21 protein-coding genes are annotated in these 21,506 nt (G+C 61.3%); 16 read left to right on the top strand and 5 right to left on the bottom strand.

Annotated features, from left to right (window positions below; translation table 11 throughout):
• Window positions 1-46 precede the first annotated feature (46 nt).
• The gene (locus tag I9H07_RS10475; protein WP_024673108.1) at window positions 47-826 is read right to left on the bottom strand and encodes a MipA/OmpV family protein; all 780 of its coding nucleotides are present in this window, start codon (window positions 824-826) and stop codon (window positions 47-49) included.
• Between the two features lie 35 nt (window positions 827-861).
• On the bottom strand, window positions 862-2,481 hold the full coding sequence (locus I9H07_RS10480; RefSeq protein ID WP_236423285.1) for an FAD-dependent oxidoreductase: 1,620 nt from the start codon (window positions 2,479-2,481) through the stop codon (window positions 862-864).
• Between the two features lie 288 nt (window positions 2,482-2,769).
• On the opposite strand from I9H07_RS10480, the gene I9H07_RS10485 reads away from it, so the two are divergent.
• Entirely contained in the window at window positions 2,770-3,501 is a 732-nt protein-coding gene (locus I9H07_RS10485; RefSeq protein ID WP_024673110.1) for a TetR/AcrR family transcriptional regulator, read from the top strand.
• A gap of 16 nt (window positions 3,502-3,517) precedes the next feature.
• On the opposite strand, the gene I9H07_RS10490 is transcribed toward I9H07_RS10485, so the two are convergent.
• A complete protein-coding gene (locus I9H07_RS10490; protein WP_236423286.1) occupies window positions 3,518-4,846 on the bottom strand; it encodes an APC family permease in 1,329 nt (442 codons plus the stop codon).
• A 201-nt stretch (window positions 4,847-5,047) separates the two neighbouring features.
• On the opposite strand from I9H07_RS10490, the gene I9H07_RS10495 reads away from it, so the two are divergent.
• The gene (locus I9H07_RS10495) at window positions 5,048-5,911 is read left to right on the top strand and encodes a CAP domain-containing protein (protein WP_236423287.1); all 864 of its coding nucleotides are present in this window, start codon (window positions 5,048-5,050) and stop codon (window positions 5,909-5,911) included.
• 56 nt (window positions 5,912-5,967) lie between these two features.
• On the opposite strand, the gene I9H07_RS10500 is transcribed toward I9H07_RS10495, so the two are convergent.
• A complete protein-coding gene (locus I9H07_RS10500) occupies window positions 5,968-9,462 on the bottom strand; it encodes a hypothetical protein (protein ID WP_236423288.1) in 3,495 nt (1,164 codons plus the stop codon).
• A 648-nt stretch (window positions 9,463-10,110) separates the two neighbouring features.
• Here I9H07_RS10500 and I9H07_RS10505 point away from each other — a divergent pair.
• From I9H07_RS10505 to I9H07_RS10535, 7 genes are all read left to right on the top strand, one after another.
• Window positions 10,111-10,272, top strand: coding sequence for a hypothetical protein (locus I9H07_RS10505; RefSeq protein WP_162839737.1), 162 nt, complete (start codon window positions 10,111-10,113; stop codon window positions 10,270-10,272).
• A 122-nt stretch (window positions 10,273-10,394) separates the two neighbouring features.
• On the top strand, window positions 10,395-11,342 hold the full coding sequence (locus I9H07_RS10510) for a SctD/MshK family protein (protein WP_236423289.1): 948 nt from the start codon (window positions 10,395-10,397) through the stop codon (window positions 11,340-11,342).
• A complete protein-coding gene (locus I9H07_RS10515; protein WP_058824600.1) occupies window positions 11,339-11,698 on the top strand; it encodes a hypothetical protein in 360 nt (119 codons plus the stop codon). Before I9H07_RS10510 ends, I9H07_RS10515 begins: the two co-directional genes overlap by 4 nt.
• Window positions 11,695-12,033 carry a tetratricopeptide repeat protein gene (locus tag I9H07_RS10520; protein ID WP_236423290.1) on the top strand — a complete coding sequence of 113 codons (339 nt, stop codon included), beginning with the start codon at window positions 11,695-11,697 and terminating at the stop codon, window positions 12,031-12,033. Before I9H07_RS10515 ends, I9H07_RS10520 begins: the two co-directional genes overlap by 4 nt.
• A complete protein-coding gene (sctV, locus tag I9H07_RS10525; protein ID WP_236423291.1) occupies window positions 12,030-14,180 on the top strand; it encodes a type III secretion system export apparatus subunit SctV in 2,151 nt (716 codons plus the stop codon). Before I9H07_RS10520 ends, sctV begins: the two co-directional genes overlap by 4 nt.
• Entirely contained in the window at window positions 14,177-15,493 is a 1,317-nt protein-coding gene (locus tag I9H07_RS10530; protein ID WP_024673118.1) for a type II and III secretion system protein family protein, read from the top strand. The genes sctV and I9H07_RS10530 overlap by 4 nt, the downstream gene beginning before the upstream one ends.
• A gap of 12 nt (window positions 15,494-15,505) precedes the next feature.
• Complete coding sequence (locus tag I9H07_RS10535; RefSeq protein ID WP_024673119.1) at window positions 15,506-15,922, top strand: hypothetical protein; 417 nt, start codon at window positions 15,506-15,508, stop codon at window positions 15,920-15,922.
• Window positions 15,923-15,924: 2 nt separating this feature from the next.
• Here the strand turns inward: I9H07_RS10535 and I9H07_RS10540 are convergent, their stop codons facing one another.
• Window positions 15,925-16,710 (bottom strand): tetratricopeptide repeat protein, encoded by a 786-nt coding sequence (locus I9H07_RS10540; protein WP_024673120.1) that lies wholly within the window; start codon window positions 16,708-16,710, stop codon window positions 15,925-15,927.
• Between the two features lie 175 nt (window positions 16,711-16,885).
• On the opposite strand from I9H07_RS10540, the gene I9H07_RS10545 reads away from it, so the two are divergent.
• Genes I9H07_RS10545 through I9H07_RS10575 form a run of 7 tightly spaced genes read left to right on the top strand, consistent with a single transcriptional unit; the run spans window position 16,886 to window position 21,492 of the window.
• Window positions 16,886-17,497 (top strand): type III secretion protein, encoded by a 612-nt coding sequence (locus tag I9H07_RS10545; RefSeq protein ID WP_024673121.1) that lies wholly within the window; start codon window positions 16,886-16,888, stop codon window positions 17,495-17,497.
• 21 nt (window positions 17,498-17,518) lie between these two features.
• Window positions 17,519-17,737 carry a hypothetical protein gene (locus tag I9H07_RS10550; RefSeq protein ID WP_003369190.1) on the top strand — a complete coding sequence of 73 codons (219 nt, stop codon included), beginning with the start codon at window positions 17,519-17,521 and terminating at the stop codon, window positions 17,735-17,737.
• 9 nt (window positions 17,738-17,746) lie between these two features.
• A complete protein-coding gene (locus I9H07_RS10555) occupies window positions 17,747-18,178 on the top strand; it encodes a hypothetical protein (protein WP_024673122.1) in 432 nt (143 codons plus the stop codon).
• Between the two features lie 3 nt (window positions 18,179-18,181).
• Window positions 18,182-18,961 carry a type III secretion system inner membrane ring lipoprotein SctJ gene (gene sctJ / locus I9H07_RS10560; protein ID WP_024644542.1) on the top strand — a complete coding sequence of 260 codons (780 nt, stop codon included), beginning with the start codon at window positions 18,182-18,184 and terminating at the stop codon, window positions 18,959-18,961.
• Window positions 18,958-19,578, top strand: coding sequence for a type III secretion protein (locus tag I9H07_RS10565; protein WP_236423292.1), 621 nt, complete (start codon window positions 18,958-18,960; stop codon window positions 19,576-19,578). The genes sctJ and I9H07_RS10565 overlap by 4 nt, the downstream gene beginning before the upstream one ends.
• Window positions 19,571-20,167 carry a FliH/SctL family protein gene (locus tag I9H07_RS10570; RefSeq protein ID WP_236423293.1) on the top strand — a complete coding sequence of 199 codons (597 nt, stop codon included), beginning with the start codon at window positions 19,571-19,573 and terminating at the stop codon, window positions 20,165-20,167. The genes I9H07_RS10565 and I9H07_RS10570 overlap by 8 nt, the downstream gene beginning before the upstream one ends.
• Window positions 20,164-21,492, top strand: a complete 1,329-nt coding sequence (locus I9H07_RS10575; protein WP_283107548.1) for a FliI/YscN family ATPase — start codon at window positions 20,164-20,166, stop codon at window positions 21,490-21,492. The genes I9H07_RS10570 and I9H07_RS10575 overlap by 4 nt, the downstream gene beginning before the upstream one ends.
• Window positions 21,493-21,506 lie beyond the last annotated feature (14 nt).

A 21,506-nucleotide genomic window follows, 5' to 3' on the forward strand; every position in this document is an offset into this window, starting at 1 on the left:
GCTCCCGGTGAGTGGGTTCGAGGCGGTACGAGGGTGGTCTTCAGCGTCAGAACTTTCGCGATATCCCGATGAACATCGACGTCGAGCTGTCTGTGTCGTGCTCCACCAGCGGGCTGTCGCTCAGTTCATCCGGCAGGGCGCTATAGCGCAGGTTACCCGAGACTTCCCACTGTTTACCGATTGGCTGAGAAAAGCCAATGCCGACATAGGACACTGTGGCGCTACCGGGACGATACTCGGCAATGCCGCGTCGTTCTTCCTCGTTCAGGGTGCCGTAATAGTAATCCACACTATTGCCGGACAGGTGGGTGGCACCGATGTTGGGTTTGAAGCGGGTGTTGCCCCAAGTGAAGGGGTACGCGTATTCGAGGTTCAACGAATAACCCTCGCTGGCACCGCTGATATCGTTTTTGGCGACCAGTTCAAGCAGGCCGGCATCACCGCGCAGCTTTGCCGCCAATCCGGCGTCGATGCCATTGTCACGGTCTTCCAGCAGGTCGCGGTTGATGCCGTTTCGAGCCAGTTCGCGACGACCGAAGTCGTCACGATCAATACCGTCCATCTGCAGGGCAACAATGGCATCGAGGGCGAACGACTCGGTGTTGATCAGGTGGTAACCCGCCGTTACGCCGTTGACGTAAAAGCGTTCGCCTTCGTACTTGATCAGCGGGATCGGGTTGACCTGTGTGCCGACGCCTGCATAAGGGCTTTCGCTGATGGCAGCGCCCAGGCCCAGGCTGAAATCGCCCGGTTCGGCGTGGGCCAGCTGTAACGACAGGGCAGGCAATACGACAACAGTCAGTGCGGGAAGGAAAAGGCGTTTCATGTCGAGGGCTCTCTGAGTGGTCTTTCTGGCGTGCATCAGTGTGCGACTGCGCGTGTCGCCTGCATGTCGGCGTCATTGCCAGAAAGAGAGCCCGGTGTGCCGGACAGTGTGGTCAGGTAACGCTGGATGGCCGGTACGAAGTCGTCCGTGGCGGTCAGGCCGACATACCCGTCGGGACGTATCAGAAAGATGATGTTTTCCTGATGGCTTACGCCGTAGGCGTCACACGCCTGACCGGCTTCATCGACCAGGCCGTTGCGGTCATTGCTGACGTGCTCGGGGCGTAGCGCAAATGCCTGCAGGAATCGCTCGTCGGGGCTGCCGAAAGTTTCCAATTCAGCGATGGCCTGCGTACCAAACGCCAGTAAGGTGAAATGCCCGCCTCTGAATACATCGAACAACCGCGTGCGTCCGCCGTGTTGCTGCGAGCAGGTGGCATCGGGTGCGCGATCGCCTGCCTGGACCTTGCCATCGACATTGTCGGCGCAGTTCACGGAAAGCGAACTGGCGCGGTAGTTGAGTAATAACTGCCGCTCCTTGTCGCCACGCCTGAATGTTGGCAAGCCGGTGCCAGTGGTGTTATTGAAGAGTTCGCTGGACAACTCCAGCACCGCTGCAGCCACAGGCCTGCGTTCCTCTTCGTAAGTGTCGAGCAGTGTCTCGGGCGCGCCGCCCAGCACCGCTGCCAGTTTCCAGCCCAGATTCCATGCGTCCTGCACGCCCGTGTTGAGGCCTTGCGCGCCTGCAGGGGTATGCACGTGGGCGGCGTCGCCGGCGAGAAACACCCGCTCGACCCGATAACGCTCGGCCAGCCGCACATTGGGGCGGAATACCGAAAGCCAGGTCGGGCTGTGCAAGTGAATCTTTCTGGAACCTGTGGCTGCCAGCCAGCGGGTCTGGATAACGTGCTCTGAGAGTTGCGGAACGGGTTCGTCGGCGTCCAGACGCATCATCAGCTGGAACAGGTTTGAATGCGGAAGCGGGCACAGGCCGATCATTCCGCCTCTGCGCGTCGGCCAGACGTGCCATGCATCCCGGGAAAGCCCGTCAACCTGCAGATCGCCAACGATCATCCGGCCCTCCTGAGAGGTGGAGCCCGTGAAGTTCACGCCCAGCTGCTTGCGCACGAAACTCTTGCCGCCGTCAGCGCCGACCAGATAGCGGGCATGCACGATACGGGTCTCTCCCTGGCAGGCAACCTGAACAGAGACACCTTCGGCATCCTGTCTGATCTGCAGTGCTTCAGTGGCCCACTCAACCTGAGTGCCCAGTTCAGCCAGTCGATCACGCAACACCTGCTCGGTGCGCCATTGCGGTACGAGCCAGACGTTCGGGTATGGAATATCCGCTGTCTGTTTCTGGTACTTCATCATGTTCCATTTGATCTTCAGGAAAGAAACATGAAACTTCATTGGTGGATAAAGCTGCCCGACGCGCAACAATGGCTGGGCGACGCCAAGGTTGTCGAAGACCTCAATCGTTCGTGGCTGTATGCCTTTGCCGCGAGAACCATTGAACGGTACAGCCGCTTTTTCAATGATTCTGACCTTGATCCCGCGCCGGGCCAGATCGCATGCCAGGGTCAGTCCGGTCGGTCCCGAGCCGATTATCAGGACGTCGCAAAGGTCCTGCACGCTATGCCGATGTGTATTCATTTTGAAGGTGCCTGCCTGGAGAGAATATTGTCTGCTGACATGTCCGAACTGCGCTTTTGTGGGGGCCACTTCCAGCAGCGGGTCATTGCTTCTCCTATTTCGGATACGATGTATCCATAATGAGGTTCTGTCAACTGCTCAGGTGGTTCGCAAGGCAGCCGTGCAGACGAGCGGCGAGGCGGCGTTGGTCATCAGCGGGCTAGCGGTAAGCGGCTACGTTGGGCTTATAATCTGCAAATGACTGAAGACCCGAATTGCCAAGCCGTTCCCGGAAGCCCTCGCTGGTGGATGACCCGCGCACCCCGTGCCGAGAAAAGCGCAGGTCGGGGTCGACCTTCCGTTTCGGTAGAACGGATCATTGCAACGGCCCTGGAGACGGTCGATGCGGTGGGGGCGCAGGCGTTCAACATGCGCATGCTTGCCGAGCGCCTTGAGTCCGGAACGGCGACGCTCTATCGGCACTTCGCCAGCAAGGACGAGATACTGATTTACGTGGTCGATAGCGTGCTGGGCGAAATGAGTGCCGATCAATCCGAGGTTGTTGAAGAAACACGGCAAGGGCAGGGCAGCGATGGGCATGCCTGGCAAACAGCCTGCGCATCAGGCGCCGAGCGCCTTTATCGCGTATTGCGCAAGCATCCGGGTATCTTGCCGCTGCTGGTGTCACAGATACCCATCGGACCCAACGGGCTCAAGCTTCGCGAGCAGGGCATTGTGCTGTTTCTGGCCAACGGGTTTCCTGCCGAACTGGCTGCCCGCGCCTATACGTCGGTCGCTCACTATGTGCTGGGCTTCGCCATACAGCAGCACTCTCACGGCGCAAGCGAGGCCACAAAAGGCGAGGATCTGGTCGAATTTTTCTCCGCACTGGATGCGGATGAATACCCGGCAATTGCTGCTGCCGGACGCCACTTGCCTGGCATTTCGGTGGAGGATGAGTTCAGGTTTGGCTTGAAGCTCATCATCGACGGGCTGGACCTGGCGCTTGCCGAGCTCCGGCGAGGCGCCGGCAAGCGCTGAAGCAATGGCTGCCTGTTCAGCGAGGATGCGAGGCCAGAGCCGAGCTGCCCAGTCGAGTCAGCCCATATAACACCGTTCCGACCACCAGCAGGATGCCTGCCCGTAGCCAGGTCTGCGCACCTTGCTGGGTGAGCAGCAGCACGCAGGAGAGAATGCCGAGCACCGGAATCACCCAGTGAACCTGAAAGTGTCCGGCTTCGACTTTGTCGCGTTTGAGCACCAGCACCGCGACGTTGACGCTGAGAAACACGAAAAGCAGCAATAGCACGACGGTTTCGGCAAGGATGGTCAGCGTGCTGGTGAAGGAGAGGGCGATCGCGACCAGCGTTGTGCCGAGAATGGCGATCCCTGGGGTCTGACGGCGAGGCAGAACCGAGCCTAGCGCGGTCGGCAGCAAACCTTCACGCGCCATGCCGTAAGTCAGCCTGCTGGCCATGATCATGGTCAGCAGCGCGCCGTTGGCGACGGCGATCAGTGCGATCACCGCGAACCATGGTGCCGGAATTCCCAGCCCTGAGGCGCTGACCACATCCAGCAAAGGCGCTTGCGAGCCCTTTAGTTGCTCGACCGGCAGCACCATCGCTGCGCCGACCCCGACCAGCATGTAAACGGCACCTGCGATCAGCAAGGCACCGAACAGCGCCCTGGGATACACCCTGCGCACGTCCTTGATCTCTTCCGCCAGATTGGCCGACGTTTCGAAGCCCACGAACGAATAAAATGCCAGCAACGATGCGCCCAGGATGGCGGTGGCGGGTGCGGCTGTGTCCAGCTCGAAAACCCGTTGTGGCTCTCCATGCCCTTGGCTGACGAACCAGACTGCAGCCGCAATCACCATCAGCAGGCCACTGAGTTCAATCACGGTCATCAGCAAATTGGCGGACAGGGATTCCTTGATACCTCGTGCATTGAGCAGGCCGACGATCACCAGAAATCCTACGCATACCCATTGTGCGGGCCAGTCGACCAAGGCCTGCAGGTAGTCACCGGCAAACGCGACCGCCAGACCTGCAGCGCTGGTCACGCCTGCTGCAACCATCGAAAAGCCGACCAGAAACGACAGCAACGGTTTGCCGAATGCTTTTTCCGCGTAAACCGCAGCGCCACCGGCACGCGGGTATTTGGTGACCAGTTCGGCGTAGGAAGCCGCAGTCAGCAGCGCAAAACACAAGGCGATCAGCAGTGGCGCCCAGATCGCGCCACCGACGCGACCGGCTATCGTTCCCGCCAGCGCGTAAACGCCTGCACCCAGAACATCACCGAGAATGAACAGCATCAGCATGGGCGCAGTGATTGCCCGGCGTAGCGATGAGGTGTCAGGCGACATACTGTCTGAGGCGAGCATGCTGAAAATCCTTTTCTGAAAGACGCAAGGTGTTGAGTTCAGAGGGTTGCCTGAGGTGTTGGTTCTATCTTTCTCAGGACGGCCCGATGTGACGGTCATAGACAGGTCCGTGCCCGGAAGGTCTGGAACCCTGCGGCCTTTTCAGGGTCTTATCGGGGCCTTGTCATTCAGGGCTGTCCACCGTCCAGGAGCACGAGCCTCATGCCTCAATCCCTCCGTCCGCTTGCGCGAGGCTGCTTGTGCCTCATTCCTTTGTTTACGGTGTTCGCCGGTCAGGTCCACGCGGGCGATGAGCGACGTCTGTTGCAGAATATCAATGATTATCGCGGGCAACCCGAGCGCTGCGACGCAGGTACGCCAAAGGCGTCCAGAGCGTTGACGCTCAATTCCGCGCTGGCATTGCCCATCGTTTTTTCCGGCAATTCTCGCGAGGCGCTCAAGGCATCGGGTTATCAGGCCGCGACGGTGCGCACTATCAGGCTGGTCGGTGCGCAGAGCGCCAACGAAGCGTTCGGCATGCTCAAGAGTCGCTATTGCAGCGCCTTGCTCGATCCGCAGTACGCTGACATAGGCATTACTCAGGAGAGGGCCGAGTGGCGTGTCGTGCTGGCGAAGCCATTGATCGACAGCGAGAGGCTGGAAGATGCGCGCTCGGCTGGCCGATTGTTGCTGGCACAGGTGAATGCGGCACGCGCGAAGCCACGCATGTGTGGTAAACGGCCTTTTCCGTCGGCTCGACCGTTGAGCTGGAACGCTACGCTGGAAATGGCCGCGCAGGGGCACAGTCAATCGATGGCCAGTGAAAACTACTTCACCCATCGTGGTTTCGATAACGACTCACCAGCGGACCGTGCACGTGCGGCCGGTTACAGCGGACGGCAGATCGGTGAAAACATTGCAGCGGGGCAGAGCTCTGCAAGCAAGGCCATGGCCAGCTGGCTGGCCAGCCCCGGACATTGCGCCAACCTGATGAACCCGATGTTCACGGAAGTCGGCGCGGCCTATGCGACGGGCACCCACACCGACTATGGCGTTTACTGGACAATGCTGTTCGGCGCGCCCTGAGCAATAACCGACAAGCCGCCCCTGTCAGGCGGCTTGTCGAGCATCAGTGGGTTGGCTCAGATTTTCGGGCCAGTCCAGCGAGGCGCCTCTCGCAACTGGTCACGCTGCTCCTGGTCCGGTGTTTTATGCGTCTCACCGAATTCCACATGGAGCTCACCATCGAGCCGGTTGGTGGAAGAGCCGTCCTTCTGTGGTGTCTCGTCGAAGTGCTGCCATTCGGCGCTCTGGAAGCGGAACAGGCTGTCGTCTGCCGGTGCTTCGCGCTCCTGGTAGTGATGGATCGAATAGTGCGCATATTCCACCTTGTCGCCCCAGTCGGCCTGCAACAGGCCGTCCGCTGCCAGGTCGCGATACCAGTCGTTCTCGTTTTCGGAGGCTTTCTGTTTTTTGTTGTGGTCGACAAAGTAGCCGATAATCCCGCCGACCACGGCAATGGCCACCCCGACCAGAAAGAACGGCCCGGCCAGTGCGGTTGCCGCAGCGCCGCCTGCGCCGACCAGTGCTGCCGTTCCCAGCACCCCGGCTGACGCGCCGAAGGCGCCCCCGGCGATTTGCAGCCCGCCCGCAGCCTGAGCGAGTTTGTCTCCGGATTTGACGCCGTCCTTGATGGTGAACGCACCCAGCACGATGTCGGCAAAGCCACCGGCCAGATCTGTCGCAGGCCCCAGTACCTTGACCACCGAACCGGCGATCTTGCTGGCGGTCGCAGAAGGAAGCTTGGCACCTGACGCCTGCACAGCGTCACTGAGCCTCTGGGTAATCCCTCCCATCGCCTGCCGCTCGGCTTCAGCGCCCCCGGCCATATCACCCAGCGTGGAACTGAGCCGATAGTCATCAGTCGCGTCCAGTGCCGTACGGATCTCACTCAGGTTACTTGCGGAAATGCCGCTGACCCTCACTTCCTTAGTCTTGCCGAAGTTCTCCTTGCCCCAAATCTCTGGCAACGTCTTGTCCAGCCCGAGCATGTCCACCAGACCGCCTTTGCCCATCAGGTCGCCGACCTGATCAGCCAGACGCACAAAATGGCTGGCACCACCGGCAAAGCTCAGAAAATCCTTGGCAATGCCTAGGCGCTGAATGGGTGTTTCGCCCAGCTTGCCGCCGTTACCGACCATTTGATAAATAGCCGAGAACAACGACACGCCCGCGGCCACCGAACCCATGACGCCCTTGCTGTTCAGGGTGTTGAAAATCTCGCCCAGCTTGCCGCGGTCCGCCACTGGAATGTAGGGCTTGGACAGGGCCGTCTTGATATCGTCTTCGCTGACTTTGCCGTTTTTCTGATAAGCATCGCCCACTTCCTTGAGCGCTTTGGCAATGTCGGCGGGCTTGGCATTGCCGACCACCCCCTCCTGAATGAATTTCTCGAAGGTCGGTTGCAGGAAGCGTGGCATGTCGACCAGAAAGCCCTTGAGCTCTGCCTTGAGCAGGCCGAACAGGTCTTTGGTGGCCAGCGCATTGTTCTCGTCGCTGATCTTTGAAGGGTCGGCCACCAGATCATTGAGGTCACTGGTCAGCCCATCGGCCTGAATGGACTGCGCCGCCTTGCTGGCTCCTTCCGGGTCGACCAGCGCCAGCGAAGACAGCGTGTCGCTCAGGTCTTTTTGCGCTTCCTGCCCAAGCCCCTGCTTTTTCAGGTCCTTGAGATAAAGCACATAGTCAGGATTGGCGGTCAGGTCGAGCAGCTTCTGCTTGATCTCGTCCTTGTTGGGCACCTTGTCCAGCGCCTCGGTCATCTTGCTCTGGTAGTCCTGCTGCACCGTCGGGTCAGAGAACAGGGTGGTCAGTTGCTCCTGCAGTTTGCCGCCATCAATGATGTCGTGCATATCGGCGGAACTGAGCTGGGTCTGTTTGCTGTCGAACTCGCGCCAGGTGCCGCCGAATGCACCTTGCGCTTCTTCATAGCCGGTCAGGCCGCGACCGTTGTCGTAGGCCGCCTGCGCTTCTATTGCGCGGACCAGTTTGGCGCGTGGGTCATCCTTGGCAATGTCGCCTTTCTTAACGCCTTCGCGGTATTGATCGAGCAATTCCTTGGTCGCCAGTTCGCCAACGTTGAGCTCTTCGGACTTCTCGTCATCCTTGTCGGCTTTCACCCCGGTTTTCTGCCCCATCAGGTCCACATCGGCCACGGCAGGCAGGTTATAGCGGGTGCGGGTGTCACTGATATTGCCGGTGCCCAGCGCGTTCCATTTTTCCACCACGTCATCGTACAGTTGCGGGCTCGCGTCTTTGGATACGATGAATTTGCCATCACCGTTCTCGAAACGGATCAGGCCTGAGCCCAACTCGTCGGGTGAGCCGATGGTGATGTCCTGATTCTTCAGAAAGTCGTTGGGCTCGGCCAGCTTGTAGCCTTCTTCGCGGCTACTGTTGATCTTGTTCCAGGCGTCATGAAGGGTGGTGACTTTCTCGAACAGGTCGGGTGTCAGCGCTTGCGTCACGACGACGGTTTCGCCTTGCTGGTTACGGTAGCTGATCTGGCTCTGTTCCTGACCGGGTATCCAGTGGAACTCGACAATGTCGTTCAGGCCGGGGAGGGGGGTATTGCCATCGGCGAGAATCTGCCCTTCGTTGACGGCTTTTTCCATCGCCGACCTTTTCTCGGGGTCCGCGACAACGCTCTGCAGGGCCTTCAGATAGTCGAACAACTTCGGATTGTCGTCCCGAGCGACCACCACCTTTTCGCCGTTGTGCTCGTAACGAAGGGTGCCGGGGCCAGCCTCGTTCAGTGGACCGACAGTGGTGCCGAATACCGGCGGCCAGACTTCGTTGTCACCGGCCCTGCGATAACCTTCCGTCTCGCTTTTGCTCAGGCCGGTCAGCGAATTGAAGGCGTCTTTTGCTGCGCCGTACAGCTGGGGATTATCGCTCTGCGACACCACGATTTTGTTGCCCTCGCGGTCGACATAACGCATCAGGCCCGGCCCGGCCTCGTCAACCGGGCCGACCACCGCGAAGTCTCCCAGTTTTTCAGGCACTTTTTCATCTGCGCCCGCCAGGCGATAGCCTTCCTGCTGGCTGCTGTTGATGCCCGAAAGCGTTTTGAAATCCGAAGCGACCTGCTTGAACAGTTCCGGGTTCTGCTGTTCGGAAACAATGACTTTACTGCCGTCGGCGGCTTCGTAGCGAATCAGCCCAGGGCCCATTTCTTCCGGCGGCCCGATGCGCAGATATCCACCCGAGCCCGACGGCGCTTCGGCATCTGCTGCAGCCGGTTTATAGCCCGCCGCGACGCTGGTCTTGAAACCGGCCAGCGCGGGCTGGTCGTCAACGACCTGCTGATAGAGCTCCGGGCTGGTGGATTTGCTGACCAGTACGTGATCACCTTTCTCTGTCACATAACGCACTGTGTCCGCCGCGACGGTCCCCGGCTTTTCTATGGACGCATAGTCACTCAGCGCGGGTGCCTTTTCGTTCGCGCTGGCCGGCCGGTATGTGGCACCGTTGCGGTTGCTGGACTGCAACACCTGGTTGAATCGGGTATTTGCATTGTTTCCCGGTGCAGGGGTGGGAACAGGACCGGGTGCGGGGCTGACCGTAGACGTCGACATGGCGGGTAACTCCTGTTGTGAGTGGTTAGCAGTGAGGACAGGGCGTGCAACCGGCCGCTCGCCAAACGTCCACGCCTGCGCAGGCGCCTTGCTGCTCAAATACTGCACGTTGACGAGTGTGCGGTTATCAGAGCAGTTCAAGTGATAGGGCTCAGTGGCGCACTGGCAGATCAGTAGTTAATAAAGAGCGCATCAAAAGTTTGAACTGAGTCTCGTTTTGCAGGCGCTTTAACTAGTGCTTAATAGGCAGACACTAACATTCTGGTGGCGAGAAAGAAGACGGGGACTTCTGTTTTCACAACGTTTCACAAAAACAATGGAATCAGGCAGCGTGCCTGAACAGCCCGAAATACGCCGCCTCCCGCACAGGCAGTACTTGAAAAATAATTCGAACAGAAATAAAGCGGAAATAAATATCACTTTGATATCATTGTAGCGTTAGTACTTTTAATGCGTTGTGAAAGGTCGATTTCACAACTTTTCACAGCACCTGACAATGACGGCTGCGTAGTATTGATCCGGCAGAACAGTGGACATGTTGATTGCCGGGATCATCCAGTTACTTATCCCTGAATCGCTGTTCTGTGATGGCATTTTGCTCTGCCTATTGGCAGTTGAAACTTCCCCCTCGAAGCAAGGAGAAACAACATGGCTGAGACTCCACCCGTAAGCTCCGGCAATTCGGACGCAGCAATCGAAAAAATGTCTGCCACCTTTGATATGGCTATCGAGAAGTCGGCCAAGATCACCGAAATCTCCACTGCCAAGAAGGCAGAGCTGGACGCTACCAAGCAACGTCCTCAGAACTGATGTCGTGGTGTGGGCAGCGGCGCTGCTGCCCACACTCGCTCCCTGTGCAAAATCTCTCGATCGACAGCTTTACCCGGCTCTGACGTGCCGTTTCCGGTAGATCACACGGTGGTGACTCGATCATGACAGCCTTGATTTCATTGAGCGCGACGCCCGACGGTTCTGTGCAGGATGCTGCTTTGCAGAATAGCGGCGTGGCAATGCTCGAAATTCTCCACGGTTTGCATCAGGGCGTTGCCCTGACACTCGACAAGCCGGTGTATGTCATTGGCAGTGCTGCCTCGGCCGATCTGGTGCTGGGCGATGCCGGTATTGCCGCTCAGCATGCCCGCCTGCGCTTTTCTGATGACCGTGTTGCCATCGAAGCGATGGGCAACGATGTGACTGTGGTTGACGCTCTTGGTCAGCACCTGGTCATTAGCAAAGGGCATGGCCAGCGTCTTGGCCTGCCTGTGGAGTTGAAGCTCGGCCAGAGCCATGTGCGCCTGCGCAGTACTCGTCCTGCAACAGCTGCCTCTGCCGTACCCGGCGCACTGCGGGCGTTCAGGCTGCCCATGCTGGGTGCGCTGCTGTTGCTGGTGACGTGCGCAACTGCATTTGCCTTTCGCGCTCCGCCTGAGGCTGTTCACAACGCTGCCACCAATATGCCTCCAATGGCTGTGCAGGTCGCTGCCCCTACCTTGGCCGAGGCCCGCAGCTGGCTCGATCAGGCGTTGCGAGATGCCCGGCTTGGCCAATTGCGCATCGAGGAGCAGGACGGCCAGCTCAGCGTGGCGGGCAGTTATCCGGCGGCACTTAAAAACAGCTGGTTACAGGTTCAGCGTGCATTCGACAGCCGTTTCGGCCAGCGCGTCGTGCTGACGCCCAACGTCCAGGTCAATGCCGCCGTTGCCACGCCGCGTGTGCGTTTGCAGGCCGTCTGGTTCGGGCGTAATCCTTATGTCATCGATGAGCATGGCAAGCGCGTTTATCCAGGGGCACTGCTGGCAGACGACTGGACGCTGGAACGCATCGAAGGCGATCAGGTGCACCTGGTGCGCGGTCAGGAACGGTTTGCCTTCACCTTATGAAAGTCGATCTGCGGCCCATCACCCCGACTTCCCCGGAGTCCTTGCCCGCCGTCGAACGCGTGGCGCCGACGCAGCCACGCCAAGGCCCGCGATTCGAAGCGCTGCTGGATCAGCGCGAGCGCAAGGTGCGCCGGTCGCTGCGAGGCGAACTTGAACAGACCGACCAGGCCGCTGGCGTTGGCGCGCAGCTGTTTGGTACGTCGCGCTCGCTACAGGTGTTGCGTTATCTGCTCGATGAAGTACTACCGGCGCTGGATGCCGAGCCCGAGATTCGCGCCCTTGCCGAAGACGTGATTCGCGAAGAAATCGACTTGCGTCTTTTACTGGAACAGCAGCGCGCCGAGGTGCAGCCATGAGCGCACTTCAGGAACGCGAATGCGTCGAGCTGCTGACCGGGCTCGGCAACCTGTACCGGCGCAGCGGCCAGCCGCAGCGGGCGCTGGTGATGCTGCTGATTGCCATACAGCTGGCGCCGACCGACACCACGCTGCTGCACAGCCTGGTGCTGGCGTTCACTGACAGCGGTGACGCAGACCGGGCGCTCGCGGCACTGGACCGGCTGGTGGAACAGCAGGGCGAGAGCGCGTCGTTGCTTCTGCTGCGCAGCCGCGCGCTGTGGAAGGCCAGCCGCAAGGACGAAGCGCGGCAGTGCTTCAGACGTTATCTGGACGCCCGGAGGGCCACACAATGACCCTCATGAATGCGCTGAACCGGCTGGCGGTGGTCGCCTCGAAGCGTACGGACGTGATCATCGTCGCGTTCATGCTCATGGCCATCGCGATGATGATCATCCCGATGCCGACCTATCTGGTCGACGCGCTGATCGGGGTCAATATCGCCCTCAGCCTGCTGATCCTGATCGTTGCGTTCTACATCAACCATTCGGTCGAGTTTTCGGCGCTGCCCCCCCTGATTCTGCTCAGCACACTGTTTCGTCTGTCGCTGTCGATCACCACCACGCGCCTGATTCTGCTGGACGGAAACGCCGGGCATATCGTCAAGGCGTTCGGTGACTTCGTGATTGCCGGTCAGGTGGTGGTCGGGCTGGTAGTGTTTCTGATCATCACCGTGGCGCAGTTCGTGGTCATCACTAAGGGTGCCGAACGGGTGGCCGAGGTGGCTGCTCGTTTCACGCTGGACGCCATGCCCGGCAAGCAGATGAGCATCGACAACGACCTGCGCAACGGCGACATCGATCAGGCCGAAGCGCGCCGCCGTCGCTCGCGCCTGGAGCGTGAAAGCCAGATGTTCGGTGCCATGGACGGCGCCATGAAGTTCGTCAAGGGCGATGCAATTGCCGGGCTGGTGATTCTGTTCGTCAACCTGCTGGGCGGCATGATGATCGGCATGGTGCAGCGCGGCATGCCGTTTTCCGAGGCGGCGCATGTCTACTCGTTGCTGACGGTCGGCGACGGGCTGATCGCGCAGATCCCCGCGTTGTTGATTTCCGTGGCCGCAGGCACCGTGGTGACGCGCGTCAACAGTGATGGCGAAGAACGCGATCTGGGCACCGAGATTGTCAGGCAGTTGGGCGCCAGCCATCGAGCGCTCGGCCTGACTGCGCTGATTCTGCTCGGCGTGGGGCTGCTACCGGGTTTCCCGATGTTGGTGTTCGTTGTGTTGGCCGGGATATTGGGCAGCAGTGCGTTTTTCCTCTGGCGTCGTCAGCATCGGGCAAGCCAGTCAACCGCGCAGGCCGAACAGCCCGAGCAGCCACTCATTACAGAGCCCGAGCCGTCCGAGGCGCTGCTTGAGCGTGTCGAGCGCCCTCGCGATGCTCATGTGCTGTTGAGTATCGGGGTCGGGTTGGCCGAGGTCGCGCCCTTGCAGCCGCTGCGTCAGCGCATCGAAGCCATGTGTCATGACATCCGTATTGATCTGGGTGTCGAGGTGCCGTTGCCGGAAATTTATCTGGATCGCTCTCTGGCGGCAGATCGCTTCCAGGTCGAGCTGGAAGGCGTGCCGGTCAGCGAGGGTGAATTCAGCGCTCAGTCGCTGTTGCTGCAGGACGATCCGGTGCACGCCCAGCTTATTTCCGTCGAGCCCTTCGAAGCTCCGTCGCCGCTCAGTGCTCGTCCCGGGCGCTGGGTAGGCCGGGAACATTCGGGCCAGTTGCAGGAAGCCGGCATCGGCTTTCTGTTTGCCGATGAAGTCCTGCGCGCTGTGCTGGAACGCAGCTTGCGCCGCTATGCAGCGGACTTTCTGGGCATTCAGGAAACCCGCGTGATGCTGGAGCAGCTTGAGGGCAAGTACGGCGAACTGGTCAAGGAGGCATTGCGCATCCTGCCCCTGCAGCGTGTTGCAGAAGTATTGCGCTTGCTGGTGGCCGAAGGTGTCTCGATACGCAATCGCCGCGGGCTGCTGGAGTCGATGGTGGAGTGGGGCGGCCGTGAAGCCGACGCCGGGCGTCTGACTGAACACTTGCGGGCCGGGCTCGCACGCCAGATCAGCCATCAGTACGCCGACCGCAACCGGGTGATCAGCGCCTTCGTGCTGGCCCCTGCGCTTGAGGAACAACTGCGTACCGCCCTGGGCCGTCAGGAACGGAACCGTGATGCGCTGCCCGATGACCTCGGCCGGACTGTACTGGGGCAGTTGCGGCGTTTGTGCAATGTGCTGCCGGACGATGATTCGACGGTGCTGCTGGTCCACCCGGAACTGCGTCGCGGCCTGCGCCGCGTCATCCTGCGCGGCGAGTTGCAACTGCCGGTTCTGTCCTATCGCGAGCTGGCCAGCGAATACAACCTTCAAGCGGTCGGCACTGTCAGCCTGACCGATATCACTGCGCGCCCGGCCTCGAAAACCGGTGCGGTCACTTCTTTGGCGACTGCCTCATGACCTGTTCAGTTAACGTGATTCGTCTGATTTTCCTTGCGCTGGGCGCTTTACTCATCGGCAGCGGTGCGAGTGCCGAGCAGATCGCCAAAGGGGCCAAGGGCACTGTCGATCTGGCGATTGGCGAGGGCCGGGTGCTGCATTTTTCGGCACCTGTGGATTCGGTGATGGTGGCCGAACCGGGGATTGCCGATCTGCAGGTGGTGTCGCCCGGGGTGATCTACGTGTTCGGCAAGACTGCCGGACAGACCAGCCTGATTGCACTGGACAGCGAGGGGCGCGAGACCGCCACTTTGAGCCTCGCAGTCAGCAGCGGCACCGCTGCGGTGACGCGCCCGCTCAAGGCGCTGCATCCGCAGAGCCAGGCAAAGATCAACGCCAGCGGCAGCCGGGTGATCGCCAGCGGTTCAGTGCAGGACGTCGGCGAAGCGACCGACCTGAATGCCTTGCTGAGCACCGAGGGCCAGAACTTCCAGTCGACGGTCAACAGCGCCACCTACGCAGGCTCGGCGCAGGTCAATATCCGCGTGCGCTTTGCCGAAGTGTCGCGTTCCGAGTTGCTGCGCTACGGCGTGAACTGGAACGCACTGTTCAACAACGGCACGTTTTCGTTCGGGTTGCTGACCGGGGGCGCTCTGGCCGCCGATGCTGCGGGCGGCGCGTCGAATGTGATCAGCGCCGGGCTGGCGTCGGGCAACGTCAACATCGACGCGATGCTGGAAGCGTTGCAGAGCAATGGTGTGCTTGAAGTGCTGGCCGAGCCGAACATCACGGCCATGACCGGGCAGACGGCGAGCTTTCTGGCGGGCGGCGAAGTGGCCGTGCCGGTGCCGGTCAACCGTGAAGTGGTCGGTATCGAATACAAACCCTATGGCGTATCGCTGCTGTTCAGCCCGACGCTGCTGCCCAACGGCAGAATCGCCCTGCAAGTACGTCCCGAAGTCAGCAGCTTGATGAGCACCACCACGCTGGACGTCAATGGCTATCAAGTGCCTTCGTTCCGCGTGCGCCGCGCCGACACGCGTGTGGAAGTCGGCAGCGGGCAGACATTCGCCATTGCCGGGCTGTTCCAGCGTGAAAGCAGTCAGGACATGGACAAGGTGCCGATGCTGGGCGACATGCCGATCCTCGGCAATCTGTTCCGTTCCAAGCGCTTTCAGCGCAATGAAACCGAGCTGGTGATTCTGATCACCCCGTATCTGGTCGAGCCGGTCAAAGAGCGGGTGGTGGCAACGCCACTGGACAAGCAGCGTGCAGCCAGCACCGCGTCGGCCGGCCCCCGCAGTGGCGGCGCATTCGGCTTCTACATGAACTGACAGGGAATGGCCATGAACCTTATTTCAACGATGCCACGCCTGCCGGTCCTGATGACATTATGTCTGCTGGCGGGCTGCAAAACCCACCTGGACCCGGTGAGTTATTCGCCGGATTACAGCGCCATCACACGCGCCGATGGCCGTGTGGAACTGGTGCCTCAGGCCTGCATACAGCCCGCTGCACAGGATGAGATTGGTGTAGGGGAAGATTTCCAGCCGCTGCTGCCACCGGGCTGTGCCAGCAACCTGATTCTGTTGCAGATGGTCGAACAGCGCGCTGACGTGATGCAGGGCCGCAGCACCGGGCCGGTCATGGCTGCGCCGGTCGGGCGCGCCGCGCAGGTCTATATCGATGGCTATGACCGCGAAGAGCTGCGTCGGCGTCAGGCCGAACAACAGGCCAACACCGATACCACGGAGGCGCGATGATCTCAGTGGCCGTCGATCAGCCCCAGTTCGCGAGCCTGTTCGGCACGGTCCGGAAGGGCTTTGACACGCCTTGCCTCGGCGATCAGCTTGCTGCGCTCGGCTTTGGGAATGTCATCGAAGGTCATGCCTTTGAGGTCTTTCTCTTTTCCGGCGAGCACCATGACCAACAACTGATTGCGTTGATGGCGGGGTTGCGCCAGCGGCGACTGGCTTACGCTGTCGATGGTCTCCAGTGCCTTTTTGTTGTCATCGCCCAGCGCATAGGCAAGGGCCAGATTACAGCGCGTGTCCAGATCGTTGGGCGCCAGGCGCAGGCTGGTTGTGAAGGCGCTCTGGGCCTGTTCGGCCTGGCCGCTGAGGATCTGCGCGATGCCCAGACGGTTCCAGGCCTGCGGTTGCTGCAGCGCCGTGGCGGCCTGGGTCAGTGCGATCACGGCGCGTTGCAGTTTGCCCTGTCGCAACTGCGCGGTGCCCAGCCCCAGCAGCGCTTCCGGATCATCAGCCTTGAGCTCCAGCGCTCGCTGATAGGCGCGCTCTGCACCGCGCGTGTCGTTGCTGGTGAGCAGCGCCGCGCCAAGTTTGCGCCACGACTCGACACCGGCTTCCGGTTGCTGCGTAGCGCGCTGGTAAAACGACGCAGCCGTGGTCGAATCGCCGCGTTTTTCCAGGTCGGCGGCCAGCTGCATGAAGCGTTCATAGCTGGCATCGGTCTTGGGCTGGGTCGCACACGCCGTCAAGGTCAGGCAGCCGAGCAACAACAACAACGTGGGGACGGAACGAGGTGGCATGGACAGGGCTCTTGTGAAAGGGGACGGAGCGAGGCGATTCAGCCGTCGACGGCCTTCGCAGGCGAGCGCCAGTTTATAGCCCCGGCGCTGAATTGCGACCGTTTTCTGAGTGCTGGCTTTGCAGGCATCGCAGGCCAGCGCTCGCTCCAGCGCAGCATCAGGCAAGGAGGGCGCCATGACCTGCTTTAAAGCTGAGTGGCGAGTATCGCAGCTGCTGTTACTGATACTGCTGTGTTCGTTGTCCGGTGCACTGAATGCAGCACCAGAGCACGAACCCGACTGGTTCGCCGAGCCTTATGCCTATGTGCTGGTGGACCAGGATATTCGCGGCGCGCTGACCGAATTCGCGCAGAACCTCGACCTGATTGTGGTGTTTTCCGAAAAGGTCCGCGGCAATGCCCGTGGCACGGTGCGCGGCGCAACGGCCGGAGAGTTTCTCGGCCGTCTGTGTGATGCCAATCAGTTGAGCTGGTACTTCGATGGCAACGTGCTGCACATCGCCGGCGCTGATGAAGTCGGCACCCGCACCTTCGATTTGCAAGGTCCGCGACTGGCAGAGTTGCAGGATTATCTGGCGCGCCTGGAGGTGTCCGGTCAGCCGATGTCCAGTCGCGTCAGCCCGGATAACGACAGCCTGTTCGTGTCCGGGCCGCCAGCGTACCTGGCGCAGATTCAGCAACACCTTGATCGTCAACCTGTCGCCGAGGCCGCACCCGTTGTGCGTGAACGCGGTGTGCGGGTGTTTCGTGGCGGTGTCGTCACTCAAGTCGCCACCGACCGTCAGTAAACCCCAAAAGGAGCACTACCCATGTCCGTAAACTCCGTAGATAGCAATGTCGACGTCAATGTTTCCAGTCAGGAATCGCGCTTCAACGCCGCCGTCGAGAACGCCGAACAGGCGTCCAGCGACAGTGAATTCAACGATGCCCTGATCACTCAGGCGGTCACCATCGGCGGGCAGTTCATCATCATGCCGCGCGCTCAGGAAATGCTGAACGAAGCCCAGTCTGACGACGACTCCGAATAGGTTCCGACCATGACCGTCAATCTAGCTGCGTCACCGGCGGCGGCAGCCTTGCCGACGCCGGGAGGAGGCGCGGGGCCGCAGGCTTCGCAGAACCTCTTCGAACACATGGCCGAGACGTCCAAAGGCATGCCGCAGGGGGCCAGCCCGCACCAGATCGGCAGCAACCTGATGGAACGTCTGGACGGCTTCATCGACCGCTCGCGGCAGTTTTCCGAGCGGGCCGACGCGCTGACCCAAGGCAACGCGCCGCAGGCGGCCAGTCAGGCACCGACACCTGCCACAACCGGTGGCCAGGCGACGAGCAAGGTCGGTGAGCCGCAGGTCGACCGTATCGTGCAGTCGTTGGGGCGGATGTTCGACTACTCCATCGAAACCCAGATGGTGGTGCGCGGGGCGACCCAGATATCCGGCTCTGCCAACACCCTTCTCAAAGGTCAATAAACCATGTCCAAACGCTGCCGTGTTCTGCGCCTGTTGATCGTGGCGACGCTTGCCAGTCTGTTGCAGGCCTGCGACATCGACCTCTACACCAACCTTGGCGAGCGTGAAGCCAATGCCATGCTGGCGGTGCTGCTGCGTGACGGCATACCGGCGTCGCGCAAGGTGCAGGACAACGGCCAGCTCAAGGTGATGGTCGACGAAAAGCGCTTCGCCCAGGCCATGGCGGCGCTGGATGATGCCGGCTTGCCGGGGCAGAGCTTCTCCAACATGGGCGAAGTCTTCAAGGGCAATGGTCTGGTGTCGTCGCCGGTGCAGGAACGTGCGCAGATGGTCTATGCACTGAGCGAAGAACTGTCACATACGGTTTCGCAGATTGACGGCATTCTGTCGGCGCGGGTGCATGTGGTGCTGCCTGACAATGATCTGCTCAAGCGCGTTATCTCGCCGTCTTCGGCCTCGGTGCTGGTCCGTTACGATCCACGCACCGACATCAACGTGCTGATACCGCAGATCAAAACCCTGGTTGCCAACGGTATTTCCGGGCTGGGTTACGACGGTGTTTCGGTGACGGCCATCAAGGCGGTCATCCCCGACAAGGCCAGCGCCCAGCCGCAACTGGCGAGCTTTTTCGGGCTGTGGATGCTTGAGGAAGACGTGCCCGCCGCACGCTGGCTGTTCGGCACGCTGTTGCTGATCGCGCTGGTGCCGGCCGGGTTACTGGGCCGTCAGCTCTGGCAACGTCGCCGGGTCGAAGGCGCCTACGTCCTGAGTGATGCTCCGTGAGCGCCGCGCTGACTGGCCAATGGCAGGCGCTGATCGAGCGTCCTCTGGCATTTGTTCGCGAGCACTGGCTGGCCGAGTGCCTCAAACGCGATCTCGATGCCGCCACACTGGCCGCACTGCGCGATTCGTCACGCTTCAGCGCACGTGTCGAGCAACTGCTGACCGGGCATTTCAAGCTGCAACCTCTTGTGCAACTGGCCCGGCCTGCGCAGGAAGATCTGGCGGTTCTGCTGTTGGCCGATAACGATTTTTCGCGCTTGCCACGCCTGTGCGGCGCAGTCTGGCATGCCGCCACGCTGAGTCGGGAAATCCGTGGCGATGTGGTCAGCGAATATCGCCAATTGCTGGGCGATGACGCGTTTTCGCTGGCGCTCGCGCAACGCCAGCTGGCCGGGGCCGCCAACCTGCTGCGCACGCCCGTCGAGCTGACGCAGGCTATCGACCGCGATGGCGCGGCCTGTTTGGCCGCCTGGCTGCATGCTCAGCCTGCGGAACTGCAAGCCTGGCTGCGCCTGCGCCTTGAGGTCGCAGAACCGCAGCAGGCGCACGATGAACGACAGGTAAACGTGGTACGTACCGTCGCTCGTCTGCTGACAGGGAGCGACGACCATGAGTGATCTGCCGACCCGACCTGCCTCACGCATACTGCGCGCTGCCGAGGCTGCTCAGTGGATCGACGGTTATGCCTTTGTCGAAGCCGCTCACCAGCAAGCCCGGTCGGTCCGCGAACACAGCGCGCAATGGCTCGAACAGGCCCGCGCCGAAGGTTTCGAACGCGCCCGCCAGGAGGGTGCCGAACAGGTGGCGACGCTGCTGGCGCAGACCCGCGCCGATGTTGATCGCTATCTGGCCGGGCTGGAAAGCTCGCTGGCTGAACTGGCGCTGGGGATTGCCCGTCAGGTACTCGGCGAGATGGATGATCGCGAGCGCCTGCTGCGCTGCACGGCAGAAGCACTTTCCGCGTTTCGTCAGGATCAGGCCCTGACGCTGTATGTGCCCCGCGCTGAAGTCGAAGGCCTGCGCCAGCATCTGGCGCAGGATGCGCCGCTGGCCCTGAAATCGTTGAGCATCGTAGGCGACGATCAGCTTGACGCCGGTCAGGCGCGGCTGGGCGGCCCGGCAGGCTCGGTTGAACTCGGGCTCGACGCGCAACTGGACAACCTGCGGCGTGCGCTGTTGCCACTGGCAGAAGGGGACACGCTTTGAATGAAGCCCTGATGGCGCTGCTGCCTGATCTGCAACAACGCGTACAACTCGCCCAGCCAAGACCGATGCGCGGCACCTTGCGCAGTATTCGCGGCGTGCTGTTGCGTGCCAGCGTCGCCGGGGTGCGGATCGGCGAGCTGTGTGTGTTGCGCGATCCCGGGAACGGGCGAGAGCTGTCGGCCGAGGTGATCGGTTTTGATGAGGATGATGCAATCCTGTCACCCATTGGCTCGATGGAAGGGCTGTCGACCCGTACCCAGATCATCGCCACTGGCCAGGCGCTGGGTGTGCAGGTTGGCGATGCCTTGCTGGGCCGGGTGATCAGCCCGATGGGCGAGTTTCTCGACGGGCCTGCGCCGGTCGCGGCCATCGGCTTGCAGCGCTACCCGCTGCATGCCGAGCCGCCAGCGCCGTTCAGTCGCCAGCGCATCGTCAAGCCGCTGTCGCTGGGCGTGCGGGCGATCGACAGCCTGCTGACCCTGGCGCAGGGGCAGCGCATGGGTATTTTTGGCGAGCCGGGGGTGGGCAAGTCTTCTCTGCTGGCCAGTATTGTGCGCAACAGCGACGCCGACGTGATCGTCATCGGGTTGATCGGCGAGCGTGGCCGGGAAGTGCGTGAGCTATTGGAAGGGCAACTGGATGCAATCGCGCGGGCGCGCACCGTTGCGGTGGTTGCCACCTCGGACCGGCCTGCCGCCGAACGCGTCAGGGCGGCGTATGTCGCGACTACGCTGGCCGAATACCATCGCGATCAGGGTCGCAATGTACTGCTTTTGATGGACAGCCTGACCCGCTTTGCCCGTGCCCAGCGCGAGATTGGCCTGGCAGTGGGTGAGCCGCCGACCCGACGGGGTTATCCGCCGTCGTTTTTCTCGGCCTTGCCGCGCCTGCTGGAGCGCGCCGGTCCGGGGCCTTCGGGCAGCATCACTGCGTTGTACACCGTGCTGACTGAAGGGGACGCAAGCATGGACCCGGTGGCCGAAGAAACCCGCTCGATCCTCGACGGGCACATCGTGTTGAGCGCCGAGCTGGCGCAGCGTGATCACTTCCCGGCCATCGACGTGCTGCGCAGCCGAAGCCGTCTGATGGACCACATTGCCACGCCTGAACATCGCCAGCTGGCTTCGCGGATGCGTGAGTTGATCGCCCGGCGTCAGGAGATCGAGCTGTTGATTCAGGTGGGCGAATACGCCGCTGGCAGCGACCCGGTTGCCGATGAAGCGATTGCCCGTCATGCGGCGATAGAGGCATTTCTGCGTCAGCCCGCCGCCGAGCAAGACAGCCTGGAACAGACGCTGACGCACATGCGCAAGGTGCTGACATGAGTGTGATTGTCAGT

The sequence above is a fragment of the Pseudomonas syringae genome (genome assembly GCF_023278085.1).
In the GTDB taxonomy this organism is placed as follows: domain Bacteria; phylum Pseudomonadota; class Gammaproteobacteria; order Pseudomonadales; family Pseudomonadaceae; genus Aquipseudomonas; species Aquipseudomonas syringae_Q.